Source organism: Flavobacterium sp. FG68, assembly GCF_057808895.1.
The window spans coordinates 144508-158431 of record NZ_JBMDIY010000001.1; the positions used below are offsets into that span (position 1 = coordinate 144508).

Below are 13924 nucleotides of genomic sequence, written 5' to 3' on the forward strand. Positions count from 1 at the left end.
TTTATGTTTATTAATTTGGGCGTGTCCCTCCGGGTCGGGCTATCCGCTTTTAGTCCTCGCTCTTCCTTCGTCAGGCTGTGGGCTAACCGCTTCTATCCCTCACGCAATGCTACCAACCATTTGTTCCTACGGAACATTTATTTCCATTTTGAATGCTCTATATATTTGCAAGTTACTCCTGCATCATATATGTAATATTTAGTTTTAGTAAATCCTGCTTTAACTAATGAAATTGAATCAGGTTCTAATTCTTCTTCTAAAACTATATAGTTTTTTTCTGGGTTGTCTAAATCGTACTTTACTTTATAAAACTTATTTAAATGTCCATAATCACTAGAAACCTCAGCTAAAACTTTTTTATTTGTATAAAAATAATATCTCAAAGACCTAGTTTTTCTGTGGTATTTGACTCTAGTTGTAAGCCCTATGGTTTCACCTTTTAAATTTTTATCGTATTCATCATACTTCTTTTCATTCTTATTCGAAAAAATACTAAACAGAAATATTAGTGCAAGCAGAGCTATTCCTATAACTCCTTTGATTTTATCTAAATCTCTTTTGTTTTCTTCCACTTTTTAATTTTCAACTGAATAAATTCTGTTATTCCCAAACATTTATTCCTACAGAATATTTCAATTTCAATTCAACCTGAAGGTTTTCAAAACCTTTTTGGTTTCTACTTTTATTCGCAAACAAAATCATACCTACAAGGTTTTGGAAACCTTGCAGGAAACGTTTACGCAATAACTGGTGCGACTCTCGGCTTATAATCCTTTGCAATCTCAGCAATTAATCGAATATGATCCGGAGTTGTTCCGCAGCAGCCACCAATTATATTGATTAAATTATCGTCTAAATATTCTTTAATGAAAGCCTGCGTTTGTTCCGGTGTTTCATCGTATTGTCCGAAAGCATTTGGCAATCCTGCATTTGGATGTGCCGAAACATTAAAGCTTGTATTATGCGCTAATGTTTTTAAATACGGTTTCAATAAATCGGCTCCAAGAGCGCAATTGAATCCTACACTTAATAACGGAATATGTGAAACTGAAATCAAAAACGCTTCAACAGTCTGCCCTGAAAGTGTTCTTCCAGATGCATCTGTAATTGTCCCCGAAACCATGATTGGAATATCCAGATTTCGTTCTTCTTTTACTTCTTCGATTGCAAAAAGTGCTGCTTTTGCGTTTAATGTATCGAAGATTGTTTCTACTAAAAGTAAATCACAACCACCATCCATTAAAGCTTCAGCTTGTTGTTTGTATGCGATTCGCAAATCGTCAAACGTTACGGCTCTGTAACCCGGATCGTTTACATCTGGTGACATACTTGCCGTTCTGTTTGTCGGACCGATTGAACCGGCTACGAAACGTGGTTTTTCTGGATTTTTAGCAGTAAACTCATCCGCAACTTGTCTGGCGATTTTTGCCGATTCATAGTTTAACTCGTAAACCAAATCTTCCATGTGATAATCGGCCATACCGATTGTCGTTCCTGAGAAGGTATTGGTTTCTACGATGTCAGCACCAGCTTCATAATAAGCGGCATGAACATCGCGGATCGCTTGTGGTTGTGTTAGGGATAGTAAATCGTTGTTTCCTTTTAGCGGATGCGGAAAATCTTTGAAACGCTCTCCTCTAAAATCTTCTTCTGAGAAATTATAACGCTGCAGCATTGTCCCCATTGCTCCGTCAAGGATTAGGATATTTTTTTTTATTGCTTCTTGAATTGTTATTGCCATCTTGTATTTGCCGCTAAGGCGCTAAGGCACAAAGCTTTTTTTATTTTTAATTTTGAAGGCTCTGTTTGCCTTCGATATTTTTTTTACATTAATTCCAAAAGTGCACTATTGCCAGCTCATTAGCCCCGATTGAAGTGGAAATCCTTTTGATTTTTTTCTTTAAAAAAGCAAAAGATTGCAACGAAAAGCGGGAACTATTGACTGTAAAAATGCGCCAATGATTCGCTCCTGATACAGAATCTGTTTCAGTAAATATTGTAGTTGTCTGGAAAAGTTTTGAGAAATACGAGTAATGTATTTGTGTTATCTATCTTTAATACTGGAAAATGTTGTATAAAGTAGAATTTAGCACCTTCTTTATGATAAAGGGTTGCTAAGGTTTCATCGGGTCTATCCCTCCGCCTTTCGTGATAACTGACAATAATTTTAAGAACAGTGCAAAGGTATGAAATAGGGTTTCGATTTGCAAATGTTTTTTTTGTAAGGTTCTGAGGTTCTAAGATGCTAAGATTCTAAGGTTTTAAAATTGAATACTGTTTTTCAAACATAGCCCGTGGTTTCAACCACGGGAAACGTATTGTGATAATTCTTTTCGTATTGTAATCATTTGTATGGATTGCGTTCCAGTGGTTGAAACCACTGGCTATATTTTATGTAGATTTCTTAAAACATCAATGCATAATTAAATGAAAAAGCTCAAACTAAAAGTTTGAGCTTGTATATAAAATCTTAGAGTCTCAGAAACTAGACAATCGCTTTCACAACTGCTTTTGGAGCTTCTTTACGAGTTCCGTCGAAACCGTCTACACCAGAAACTGTTGTATATTTCAATACATATTTTTTACCTGGGTTTATGATTCCGTATGCAGCCTGACACATTAAAGTTGCTTCGTGGAAACCGCAAAGGATTAACTTTAATTTTCCTGGATATGTGTTTACGTCTCCAATGGCAAAGATTCCCGGAATGTTGGTTTGGTAATCTAATGCATTGTTTACTTTGATTGCATTTTTCTCGATTTCTAATCCCCAGTCTCCAATTGGACCTAATTTTGGTGTTAATCCGAAAAGCGGGATAAAATAATCCGTTTCGATTTTACGGTGTGCTCCGTTTTCTTCGATATCTAATGATTCAACGTGCTCAGCACCATTGATTCCAATAACTTCTGCTGGAGTTATTAATTTGATTTTTCCAGCTGTTTTTAATTCCTGTACTTTTTCTACAGAATCTAAAGCTCCTCTAAATTCGTTTCTTCTGTGAATTAAAGTTACTTCTGAGGCTACATTTGCTAAGAAAATTGACCAGTCTAACGCTGAATCTCCTCCTCCTGCAATTACAACTCTTTTATCTCTAAACTTCTCAGGATTCTTGATGAAATATTTTACTCCTTTATCTTCATAAAACTCGATATCTTCAATAAGTGGTTTACGAGGCTCAAAACTTCCTAAACCTCCAGCGATTGCTATAACTGGCGCATGAAATTTAGTTCCTTTGTTTGAAGTTACAATGAAAGATCCGTCTTCTTGTTTTTCGATTGTTTCTGCACGCTCTCCTAAAGTAAATCCTGGCTCGAATTGTTTAATTTGCTCCATTAAACCATCAACTAAATCTCCGGCTAAAACTTCTGGGAAACCTGGAATATCATAGATAGGTTTTTTAGGATATAATTCTGAAAGCTGTCCTCCTGGCTGAGGCAAAGCATCTAAAATGTGGCATTTCAATTTTAACAATCCTGCCTCGAAAACGGCAAATAAACCTGTTGGTCCTGCTCCAATTATAAGTATATCTGTTTTAATCATTATGGTTATTGTTTATAATCATTCTTAATAATACAAAGAAACGAATAATTTATTCTCCTGACAATGATTTTTATCATTATTCATTTCTCCTGTATGTTACTCTTTATTTTTGAGCGAAGATGTTATCTCATTCATTCTCTTCACTTTTTCTTCAAAATTACCTTTTAAGGTTTTACGATATTCATTGAGGTTTTCAACCATTTGATTTATATCTTCCGGAATTACTTCTTCAAAAAATTCCCGAAGCCTTTTGGCCGTTGTTGGCGATTTTCCGTTGGTCGAAATAGCAATTTTTACATTTCCTTTTGTTACGATTCCACCTAAATAATAGTCACATAAATCGGGCGTATCGGCGATATTGCAAATCAAATAACGCTTTCTCGCTAAATCATAAACCCTTTTATTCACTTTCAAATCGTCTGTGCAGGCAATTACCATGTGAAGCTTTTTGAGCATTTTCTTTTTAAACTTCGATTTTGTCAATTTTATCGAAGGATGATTTTCTGCTAAAACTTTAATTTCTAAATGAAATTCTTTTGCTACTACCTCAACATTTGCATTCGGACTTGACTTTAGCAAGAAAGAAAGCTTTTCCAGACCTACATTTCCTCCGCCTACAATCAGTACATTTAAATTGTGAAGCTTTAGAAATATTGGATATAATTCGTTTTGTTCCATTTTAATTTATTTTCATCTAATCAAAATTAGATGATTTACCAACGAATTGTTCCTAACGGAACATTTTTATTGGGAACATTTATTTTTTTCTACCGACCAAATGTTCCTAACGGAACATTCTCTTTGGCAAAATTGGGTTAAAATCCAATGTTATTGCCATACGTCCATCGGGTTGAAACCCGACGCTACAATATGAATCGTTCCTTCGGAACTTTATCTTGAAACTTCTTTTGATAGAAATTCTTCGTAAAATCCTTTTAATTTATTGCTTTCTCTCACAACTTCTCCAAGAACAATAATCGCCGGTGAACCTAATTCTTTTTGTTTTACAACTTCTAAAATCGAATCTACTGTTCCAACTCCCACTTTTTCTTCTGTTGTTGTTCCGTTTTGAATGATCGCAACAGGTAAATTTCCTTTATCTTCTTTCTGGAACAACTCGATGATTTGAGGCAATTTGTGCATTCCCATCAAAATCACAACTGTTGCAGATGATTGTGCTGCCAAAGCTACATCTGAAGATAATTTTCTATCAGAAGTTGTTCCGGTAATCGCCCAAAAGCTTTCTGAAACGCCACGTTTTGTAATTGAAATTCCCTGACTTGCAGGAACGGCAACTACAGATGAAATTCCTGGAACTATGATCGTTTCAATTCCGAAGCTTTCTGCAAAATCAATTTCTTCTCCACCTCTTCCAAAAATAAATGGATCTCCGCCTTTTAATCGCACTACATTTCCATAAGTCAATGCATTGTCAACAATCAATTGATTAATTTGATCTTGCGTGTAAGCATGATTTCCGATTCTTTTTCCAACAAAAATTCGAATGGCATTTTTTGGTGCATAATCCAGAATTTCTTCGTTGGCCAAAGCGTCGTATAAAACCACATTTGCTTCAGCCAATGCTTTTACAGCTTTCAGCGTAAGTAAATCGGGATCGCCCGGACCTGCACCGACTAAAGTTATTTTGGGTTTTATATTATGCATTTGCTAATTCCTGAGCTCTGAAAGTTTCGATTTTGTCAAAGAAAACTACTGCCTGAGCAATGTAATCTTTAGCGAAAGCTTCTGATGGTTCATTTTTATTGATTTGGTAAACCAAGTCTTTAAAAGTTGAGTTTAATTCGATTTTATTATTTTCGATAAAAACGGTATCAAACAAATCAACAATTCCTGCGTGATGGTTTGTTTTTTGGTTTTCTGCCAATAACAAAGCTTTTGCTCCGTTTACAAATCCTGCGTAAGCATGATAAATTGCATCTGACCATTTTTGGTTGTCGAAAGATTCCTCAGCCAGGATTAATTTCTCTTTAGCTTCAAACAATAATGTCGCTACTAAATCGATCACAACTCCGGCACATTCTCCTACTCCAACTGCTTTTACGTAATTGTCTGCGTTACCCCAATCCACAAAATCAGCTTCTGTTAAATTGGTTACATCTGCAAAAGGTTTTAAGATTTCGTAGAAATATTTTTCTCCTTTTGTATCATAATAATCTAGGAATTTTTGTCCGCTTCCGTTAGCATCAAAATCATTTAAGATGGTACGCAATGCATCAGGACCTCTACGACTCGGTACTTTGATTACTTTATCAGCAAAACGTCCCGCTCCATTTCCTAATCTTCCTCCGCCTAATAAAACTTGTAAAGCCGGAGCAACCAGTTTTCCTGAGTTGATAGACATTCCCTGGAATCCAATTGCAGACATATTATGCTGTCCGCAGGCATTCATACAACCTGAAATTTTAATTTCGATTTCACGGTTATTTAAATACTGAGGATATTCGGCAGTTAAAACTCTTTCTAATTCTTCTGCAATACCGGTACTACTTGCAATCCCCAAATTACAAGTATCAGTACCCGGACATGCCGTAATATCACCCGTAGAATTATACCCCAATTGAACAAAATCTAACTTGGCTAATTCCTGATAAAAGAAAGGTAAATTGGCTTCTTTTATATGACGTATTACAATATTTTGACGCAATGAAAAACGTAATTCATTTGCTCCGTAATTTTTAATTAAAGCGGCTAATAATCGGGCTTTATCAGTATAAAAATCTCCTAATAAAATTTTAATTCCAATAGCGTAATAACCTTCTTGCTTCTGCTTGATTACATTCGAATTTTTCCAAGCTTCATAAGCTGCAGTATCTTCGATTGTAACTTGTGGAACTTCTAATAATGGTTCTGGAATTGGACCATCAAAAGCTGTTGTATCTATTTCGTATGTTTCAAAAGCGATTGCTTTTTTCTCTTGTTCAACCAAATCAAGGAAAACATCTCTTCCCATTTCTTTGATTAAGAATTTCATACGTGCTTTCATTCTTTTTGCACGCTCACCATATCTGTCGAAAATACGGATGATTCCTTCAGCTGTTGGAATGATTTCATTAACCGGAACGAATTCTGAAAGTAATTCGGCATGTGCTGGCTGAGATCCTAAACCTCCTCCAAACATGATTTTGAAACCTTTTTGCCCGTCTTTAATTTTCGGAATAAATCCTAAATCGTGTAAATAACTCAGCGCCGTATCTTCGTCTGAAGAAGAGAACGAAATTTTGAATTTACGTCCCATTTCCTGACAAATCGGGTTTCTTAACAAATATTGAAAAAGTCCGTGTGCATAAGGCGAAACATCAAACGGTTCGTTTACGTCAACTCCAGCTAATTCACTTCCTGTAATATTTCTAACCGTGTTTCCACAAGCTTCACGAAGTGTAATATCATCTTTAGCCAAATCTGCCCAAAGTTCTGGTGTTCTGTCTAAACTCACGTAGTGAATCTGGATATCCTGACGTGTCGTAATATGCAAACGTCCTGTAGAATATTCATCAGAAACTTGTGTAATACGCACCAATTGCTCGCTGGTAACTTTACCGTAAGGCAATTTGATACGAATCATCTGAACGCCTTCTTGGCGCTGACCGTAGATTCCACGCGCTAAACGAAGACTACGAAAACGCTCATCATCAATTTTTCCTCCACGGAATAAATGAATCTTTTTTTCTAATTCGATAATCTCTCTTTGAACTACCGGATTTTCTATTTCTGTTCTAAAACTTTCCATTTCTTTTTGATGCTTTAGGCTTTAAGCTTTAGGCTATAAGCTTCTTAAACTTTGTGTTTTCTTGCTTTAGGCTTTTAGACAATAAGCCGTAAGCTTTATTGCATGCCTTTTTATACGTTTTTTGCTAAAAGCTTACAGCCTAAAGCTTATTGCTTACAGCAGTAAAACTAACGAATGAATCCTACTCCTGCTGTTGTGTTTGTTGCTGTATCAATTAAGATAAAAGCTCCGTTTGATTTGTTTTCGTTGTAAGCGTCAAAATATAAAGGCTTGCTTAATTTGATACTTACTTCTCCAATTTCGTTGATGGCTAATTGTGAAGCTTCTTTTGTTCCGGAATAGTCTGTTGAAATTGTATTTTTAATACTTTCTACTTTTGCTAAAACCGAATTTGTATTGTGCTGTACAATGTATTTTGTTCCTGCAACCAGTTTTTTGCTGTCCATCCAGCAAACTGTTGTTGTGATTTCTTTTTCAATTTTTGGAAGTTCTGATGATTTTACAATCATATCACCTCTCGTCACATTGATATCATTTTCTAATTCGATTGTGATTGAAGAACCTGCAACGGCTTCGTCAAATTGTTTATCGAAAAAGTGAATTTTAGATACTTTTGATTCTGTTAAAGAAGGAAGAACTGTTACGGCATCTCCAACTTTGATTGAGTTTCCGTATAATTTTCCTGCGTAACCTCTAAAGTCGTGGTATTCTTCAGTTTTAGGACGAATCACAGTCTGAACCGGGAAACGTGCTTTTCCTGTTTCAAAAACATCATGAGCATGTAATCCTTCTAAATGTTCCAATACAGTTTGTCCGTCGTACCAAGGCATATTCTCAGATTTATCAACCACGTTTCCGCCGTTGATTGCACTTAACGGAATATAACTTACGTTTTGCTCTTTGAATGTGCTTTTTGCATTTAATGCCTGAAAATCGGCTTTGATTTTGTTGAAAACTTCTTCCGAATAATCAACTAAATCCATTTTGTTAATCGCAACAATTACTTCTTTTACCCTCAATAAATTATTGATGAAAAAGTGACGGTAAGTCTGCTCAATTACTCCTTTTCTGGCATCAATTAAAATGATAGAAACCTGAGAAGTCGAAGCTCCTGTAACCATGTTTCTTGTATATTCTACGTGACCCGGAGTATCGGCAATAATGTAACTTTTCTTTGCAGTCGAAAAATAAATATGCGCAACGTCAATCGTGATTCCTTGTTCTCTTTCTGCTACTAAACCATCAGTCGCCAAAGAAAAATCAAGGTAATCGTATCCTTTTTGTTTACTGCTTTTTTCGATTGCTTCTATTTTATCAGTCGTTAATGATTTTGTATCATACAATAATCTCCCGATCAAAGTACTTTTTCCGTCATCTACACTTCCTGCTGTTGCTATTTTTAAAACTTCCATTCTTGTATATTGTTTCAGGTTTAAAGTTTCAGGTTTCATGTTCTCTCGAAACTTATAAGTCTGTATATTTTTTGTTTTCTTGATTTTTACTTTTAAAATTTCGTTCTGAATTGCATTTACAATTAACAATTCATAATTAACAATTATTAAAAGTATCCTTGTTGTTTTCTCTTTTCCATTGCAGCTTCAGAGCGTTTGTCATCAATTCTGGCTCCTCTTTCAGAAATTGTTGATTCTCTGATTTCGCCAACAACTTCTTCGATTGTTGCTGCGTAAGATTCAACTGCTGCTGTACAACTCATATCTCCAACGGTTCTGAAACGAACAATTCGTTCTTCGATTTGTTCGTCTTCTTCCTGATACACAAAAGGAGAATGCGACCAGATTAAACCGTCTCTCAAAAAAACTTTTCTTTTATGTGAAAAATAGATTGATGGAATCTCAATGTGTTCTTTTTCGATATAACTCCAAACATCTAATTCTGTCCAGTTTGAAATTGGGAAAACACGAACGTTTTGTCCATTTTCAATTTTTCCATTTAAAATATCAAACAATTCAGGTCTTTGATTTTTTTCGTCCCATTGTCCGAAATCATCACGAACAGAGAAAATACGTTCTTTAGCTCTTGCTTTTTCTTCATCACGACGTGCTCCACCAATACAAGCATCAAACTTAAATTCTTCAATTGCATCTAAAAGTGTTGTTGTCTGCAAGCTGTTACGGCTTGAATATTTACCAGTTTCTTCAACCACTTTTCCTTCATCAATAGCATCCTGAACATTACGAACGATTAATTCCAAACCTAATTCTTCTACCAATTTATCTCTGAAAGCGATTGTTTCAGGGAAATTATGCCCCGTATCAACGTGCAATAGAGGAAACGGAATCTTAGCAGGGAAAAATGCTTTTTGCGCTAAACGCACTAATGTGATAGAATCTTTTCCTCCTGAGAAAAGTAAAACCGGTTTGTCAAACTGTGAAATTACTTCTCTGAAAATGTATATCGCTTCACTCTCTAAAGCGTTTGTTTTTAATACTGAACTCATTGTTTTTTGTTTGATATTTTTTAGTTTCAAGTTTCAGGTTTTAAGTTGTGAGTTACTCTAAAACTTTACACTATTTATTCTGTTTTCTATTCTCTCTTCCATTCATCCATCAGGTTGAAACCCGATGCCGCAATATAAATCTTCATTCTCCCCCGGATTAAAATCCGGCGCTACAATATGAATCGTTCCTCCGGAACTTTAAATCTATATTCTTTATTCTATTTTCTTGCCTCTTGCTTCTAATTATTCTTTCTTAGCGCTATGCAAACCACATTCTTTATGGCTTGATTCCCACCACCATCTTCCGGCTCTGATATCTTCGCCCGGAAAAATTGCTCTTGTACACGGTGCGCAGCCAATACTAACGAAACCTTGTTTGTGTAAAACATTTTGAGGAACATTGTTTTCTGATAAATACGTTTCAACTTCTTCTAAAGTCCATTTTAATAACGGATTGAATTTTATGATTTCGAAGTTTCCGTCATATTCAAACAAACTTAAATCATGTCTGTTTTCTGATTGTTCAGCTCTTAAACCTGTAATCCAAACTGAATTTCCTGCTAAGGCTTTTCTTAACGGAACTACTTTTCGAATAAAACAGCATTCTTTTCTATTTTCTACTGAATCGTAAAAGCTGTTTGGGCCTTTTTCTTTTAGAAGATTTTCTACCGCCGCAGCTTCTGGAAAAAAAACTTCAATAGGTCTTTTATACTTTTTTAATGTTTTGTGAAAAACGTCGTAAGTTTCCTGAAATAATCTTCCCGTGTCTAAAGTAAAAACGGTAATATCAGTATTACTTTTGGCAATAAAATCTGTAATCACCTGATCTTCCTGTCCAAAAGAAGTGGAAAAAATTACTTTCCCCGGAAATTTTTCTGCTAAAAAAACTAAGGTTTGATCCAGCGAAAAATCTTTTGTTTTCTCTAATAATTCTTGTACAATAATCGCACTCATAATCTCTTTCTCCGTATCTAAAGAATTACAATAATTTAGATAATGTTTTTAAACTCAATAATATAATTAGAATTCCAACGGCAATCATCATTGGTTTTCTTTTGATTTTGTTTACCAAATATGCTGCTAATGGTGCTGAAATAACGCCTCCTAAAATTAATCCGATGATTACCTGCCAGCCATGAATTCCTCCAAAAAGCATAAAAGTAATACCACTTGCAAATGAAATCGCAAACTCCGCTGCATTTACTGAACCAATTGTATATCTTGGATTTCTTCCTCTTCCTAATAATGTTGAAGTTACGATTGGTCCCCAGCCTCCGCCGCCAACCGAATCCATAAAACCTCCAAAAACAGCTAAAGCGCCTAATCTTTTCGTTTTCTTCTTTACAATTGTTTTTTTCAATGCTTTTCTGATGATAACAACTGCCAAAATAATCATGTAAACTGCAATAAATGGTTTAATAACATCCCCATTAATAACATCAGACAATAAATAAGCTCCTGTAATTGAACCTAAAACTCCCGGAATTAATAAATGTTTTGTCAATTTTTTATTGATGTTCCCAAATCGGTGATGCGAAAGTGCCGACGCTCCTGTTGTAAACATTTCTGAAACGTGAACTGCCGTACTGCTTACAACCGGCGGAACTCCATAAGCCAATAAAAATGACGTTGAAGTTGCTCCGTAACCCATTCCTAAAGTTCCGTCAACTAATTGAGCGAAAACTCCAATGGCAAAAAACACTAAAAATTCTTCATTAAATCCTTCTACAAATCCATTCCACGAAAATTCAGTGTAATGATTGTATATTAATACAGTTAATAAACTTACTAGTAAAACAACAGGAATTCCAATCCATAGCTTTTCTTTAAAAGAATCGGCGGTATTTATTTTCAGTTCTCTTTCCATATTAAAATGATTCGATTTGTTTTCAAAACCTATTACCCTATCGGGTTAATAGATTACTTTGCAAAAATACTATTTATTTCTAAAAATCAAAACAAATATTCTCGTTTTTTTAAACCTTTAACTTCCTCTGGATCACATTGAAACAAATAATTGAATTAATTTCACAAATAACACCGTATAACATGTTATTTAAACAATATAATGGCTCGAATTATTTGGTTATCAAATAAAAATCTTAATCTCTACAATTTCCATAGGATAATTATAAAAATGTCGTTATTTTAGCGACAAATTTTTTGTATGGATTTTCAAATAGGTCTTGTAATTGCAGGTTTAGTAGTAGGTTTTATTGTTGGATTGACTGGCGTTGGAGGCGGTTCTTTAATGACTCCAATTTTATTATTTTTTAATATTCCGCCAACAACCGCAGTGGGAACAGATTTGCTTTATGCCGCTTTTACTAAAGCCGGTGGTGTATTTGTACACAATAAAAAGGGAAATATAAACTGGAAAATTACCGGCTGGCTCACATTAGGAAGTGTTCCTGCTGCTTTAGTGACTTTATGGATATTAAATAGTATTAAAACAGATATTGAAACTATTAATCGTGTAATTAAATACAGTTTAGGCTGGGCTCTATTATTCACTTCAATTGCTATTATATTTAAAAACAGAATTTTAAAGTTTTCTCAAAAACATGCCGGTGATAAATTTCACAGCGAAAGCCATACTCAAAATATGCTTACTGTAGGAATTGGAATTTTACTGGGAGCTACTGTAACCTTAACTTCAATTGGAGCCGGCGCTTTAGGAACTGTAACTTTATTTTTCCTTTATCCGCTTTTGCCAACGCCTCGTTTGGTAGGAACTGAAATTGCCCATGCTGTTCCGTTGACTTTAGTTGCAGGAATTGGCCATGCTTCTATGGGAAATTTAGATTTAGCGCTATTAGGACAATTATTATTGGGATCTCTTCCAGGAATTTATATAGGAAGTAGTTTAAGCGGAAAAGTACCGGATTTATTCCTTAGAAATGCCATCGCCGTAATGCTTTTTCTTGCAGGATATAAACTGATCTTTTAAAATATTTTTTCAACCATATAAGTTATATAAGTTCATTTAATTAAGCTATGCCGCAAGTGCAAAGTCTAAAATGAACTTATATAACTTATATGGTTTAAACTTAAAAAGCGATATCAGCTAGAGAATTGCTTTCTAATATTTTAAGTGTATTATCTCTTACTTCTGTCATTAAACGTCGTGCAGCGCAGGTAGATTCATCATCGCAGTCATCGCATTTTTCATAGAAATTATGACTTGCGCACGGAAGCAATGCAATTGGACCTTCAAGAATTCGGTATACTTTGGCCATACTGATATCTTTTGGATCTTTTATCAGATAATATCCGCCGCCTTTACCTTTTTTTGCACCAAGAAATCCTGAATTCCTCAATAATAATAAAATACTTTCCAGAAATTTTATCGAAATATGTTCACTTTTTGCAATTTCCGCTATTTGTACAGGTTCGTTATTTTCTCGTCTGGCTAAATAGGTTAAAGCTTTAATTCCGTATTTTGTTTTCTTTGAAAGCATCTTTAAATTTTAGATTTCAGACTGTAAATTTTAGATTATTTTTAAAATTTACAAGCTTCATATTATTCTGCAACAAAAATAGGCTTTTTAAATGAGAAAAATAACAGATTGAGATTTATATTCTACTTATTCTATCAATTTAGTTCGGTGTTCCCTATTAAATTGAATTCGTGGAATAGTTTTACTTCTTTCTCCAAATCTTTTTTATTGACAACATAAGTATCAGTAATTGAATCATGCCAGCCTCTGCTTCCTAAAAAAGAAAAAACTTCAAAAGGAATTAGTCGGCATAATGATCTCTTAAAAATCGTTCCGAAAGAAGGTTTTTCGCCATTTTCATCTACCACAACAGTTCCCGTAACAAATTTCCCAAGTGATCTTCCAAAAAGACCTTCTGACAATGAATAATAAAAAACAGAAATAACAATAAAAACTAACTGTCCTTCAAAATCACTCAAATTACCAAGCCAGTACAAAAGATCATTCCAGCCCAAAAAATTTCCTAAAAAAGCAATCATTAAAGAAATAATAAAAATTAAAGCAAGGATTACAACTATATCTAAAATATAGTTTACAAATCGGCTTCCGCCGGATGCCAATAATTTTTCATCAAGAATGTAAGTAGAGTTACTCATGGTTTGGTCGTTTATTAAATTGATTATTATAGATTTAAATTATAACGAAAACAAAAATATATTTTTTGTTCAAATAACCATCAA

Annotated in this window: 13 protein-coding genes and 1 riboswitch; of the genes, 1 reads left to right on the top strand and 12 read right to left on the bottom strand. The window is 34.6% G+C overall.

The window, feature by feature from the left end; genetic code table 11:
- Positions 1-137: 137 nt before the first annotated feature.
- The 10 genes from ACODSB_RS00620 to ACODSB_RS00665 form a co-directional block, all read right to left on the bottom strand.
- Entirely contained in the window at positions 138-572 is a 435-nt protein-coding gene (locus ACODSB_RS00620) for a hypothetical protein (protein ID WP_488935636.1), read from the bottom strand.
- 164 nt (positions 573-736) lie between these two features.
- Positions 737-1741, bottom strand: coding sequence for a homocysteine S-methyltransferase family protein (locus ACODSB_RS00625; protein WP_488935637.1), 1005 nt, complete (start codon positions 1739-1741; stop codon positions 737-739).
- 300 nt (positions 1742-2041) lie between these two features.
- Positions 2042-2158, bottom strand: a riboswitch (SAM riboswitch).
- Between the two features lie 327 nt (positions 2159-2485).
- Positions 2486-3538 (bottom strand): NAD(P)/FAD-dependent oxidoreductase, encoded by a 1053-nt coding sequence (locus tag ACODSB_RS00630; RefSeq protein ID WP_180856412.1) that lies wholly within the window; start codon positions 3536-3538, stop codon positions 2486-2488.
- A 96-nt stretch (positions 3539-3634) separates the two neighbouring features.
- Positions 3635-4216 (bottom strand): precorrin-2 dehydrogenase/sirohydrochlorin ferrochelatase family protein, encoded by a 582-nt coding sequence (locus ACODSB_RS00635; RefSeq protein WP_488935638.1) that lies wholly within the window; start codon positions 4214-4216, stop codon positions 3635-3637.
- Between the two features lie 213 nt (positions 4217-4429).
- Positions 4430-5203: a uroporphyrinogen-III C-methyltransferase gene (gene cobA / locus ACODSB_RS00640; RefSeq protein WP_488935639.1), complete on the bottom strand. Its 774-nt coding sequence runs from the start codon at positions 5201-5203 to the stop codon at positions 4430-4432.
- Entirely contained in the window at positions 5196-7286 is a 2091-nt protein-coding gene (locus ACODSB_RS00645; protein WP_488935640.1) for a HEPN domain-containing protein, read from the bottom strand. Before ACODSB_RS00645 ends, cobA begins: the two co-directional genes overlap by 8 nt.
- A 167-nt stretch (positions 7287-7453) precedes the next feature.
- Positions 7454-8698 (bottom strand): sulfate adenylyltransferase subunit 1, encoded by a 1245-nt coding sequence (locus ACODSB_RS00650; protein WP_488935730.1) that lies wholly within the window; start codon positions 8696-8698, stop codon positions 7454-7456.
- Between the two features lie 146 nt (positions 8699-8844).
- Complete coding sequence (gene cysD, locus ACODSB_RS00655) at positions 8845-9744, bottom strand: sulfate adenylyltransferase subunit CysD (protein ID WP_035645595.1); 900 nt, start codon at positions 9742-9744, stop codon at positions 8845-8847.
- A 243-nt stretch (positions 9745-9987) separates the two neighbouring features.
- The gene (locus ACODSB_RS00660) at positions 9988-10698 is read right to left on the bottom strand and encodes a phosphoadenylyl-sulfate reductase (RefSeq protein ID WP_488935641.1); all 711 of its coding nucleotides are present in this window, start codon (positions 10696-10698) and stop codon (positions 9988-9990) included.
- A gap of 25 nt (positions 10699-10723) precedes the next feature.
- On the bottom strand, positions 10724-11611 hold the full coding sequence (locus ACODSB_RS00665) for a sulfite exporter TauE/SafE family protein (protein WP_488935642.1): 888 nt from the start codon (positions 11609-11611) through the stop codon (positions 10724-10726).
- Positions 11612-11911: 300 nt separating this feature from the next.
- Between ACODSB_RS00665 and ACODSB_RS00670 the strand changes: the two genes are divergently transcribed.
- Positions 11912-12694 carry a sulfite exporter TauE/SafE family protein gene (locus ACODSB_RS00670; protein WP_488935643.1) on the top strand — a complete coding sequence of 261 codons (783 nt, stop codon included), beginning with the start codon at positions 11912-11914 and terminating at the stop codon, positions 12692-12694.
- A 100-nt stretch (positions 12695-12794) separates the two neighbouring features.
- On the opposite strand, the gene ACODSB_RS00675 is transcribed toward ACODSB_RS00670, so the two are convergent.
- On the bottom strand, positions 12795-13205 hold the full coding sequence (locus ACODSB_RS00675) for an RrF2 family transcriptional regulator (protein ID WP_012023576.1): 411 nt from the start codon (positions 13203-13205) through the stop codon (positions 12795-12797).
- Between the two features lie 134 nt (positions 13206-13339).
- Positions 13340-13840, bottom strand: a complete 501-nt coding sequence (locus tag ACODSB_RS00680; protein WP_180856419.1) for an RDD family protein — start codon at positions 13838-13840, stop codon at positions 13340-13342.
- Between the last annotated feature and the right edge of the window lie 84 nt (positions 13841-13924).

Bases quoted from the DNA above. Each gene is read 5' to 3' on its own strand.
- ACODSB_RS00665 (WP_488935642.1), bottom strand. From the start codon at position 11,611: ATGGAAAGAGAACTGAAAATAAATACCGCCGATTCTTTTAAAGAAAAG.
- ACODSB_RS00650 (WP_488935730.1), bottom strand. From the start codon at position 8,698: ATGGAAGTTTTAAAAATAGCAACAGCAGGAAGTGTAGATGACGGAAAA.
- ACODSB_RS00660 (WP_488935641.1), bottom strand. From the start codon at position 10,698: ATGAGTGCGATTATTGTACAAGAATTATTAGAGAAAACAAAAGATTTT.
- cysD (WP_035645595.1), bottom strand. From the start codon at position 9,744: ATGAGTTCAGTATTAAAAACAAACGCTTTAGAGAGTGAAGCGATATAC.
- cobA (WP_488935639.1), bottom strand. From the start codon at position 5,203: ATGCATAATATAAAACCCAAAATAACTTTAGTCGGTGCAGGTCCGGGC.
- ACODSB_RS00675 (WP_012023576.1), bottom strand. From the start codon at position 13,205: ATGCTTTCAAAGAAAACAAAATACGGAATTAAAGCTTTAACCTATTTA.
- ACODSB_RS00645 (WP_488935640.1), bottom strand. From the start codon at position 7,286: ATGGAAAGTTTTAGAACAGAAATAGAAAATCCGGTAGTTCAAAGAGAG.
- ACODSB_RS00680 (WP_180856419.1), bottom strand. From the start codon at position 13,840: ATGAGTAACTCTACTTACATTCTTGATGAAAAATTATTGGCATCCGGC.
- ACODSB_RS00630 (WP_180856412.1), bottom strand. From the start codon at position 3,538: ATGATTAAAACAGATATACTTATAATTGGAGCAGGACCAACAGGTTTA.
- ACODSB_RS00635 (WP_488935638.1), bottom strand. From the start codon at position 4,216: ATGGAACAAAACGAATTATATCCAATATTTCTAAAGCTTCACAATTTA.
- ACODSB_RS00670 (WP_488935643.1), top strand. From the start codon at position 11,912: ATGGATTTTCAAATAGGTCTTGTAATTGCAGGTTTAGTAGTAGGTTTT.
- ACODSB_RS00625 (WP_488935637.1), bottom strand. From the start codon at position 1,741: ATGGCAATAACAATTCAAGAAGCAATAAAAAAAAATATCCTAATCCTT.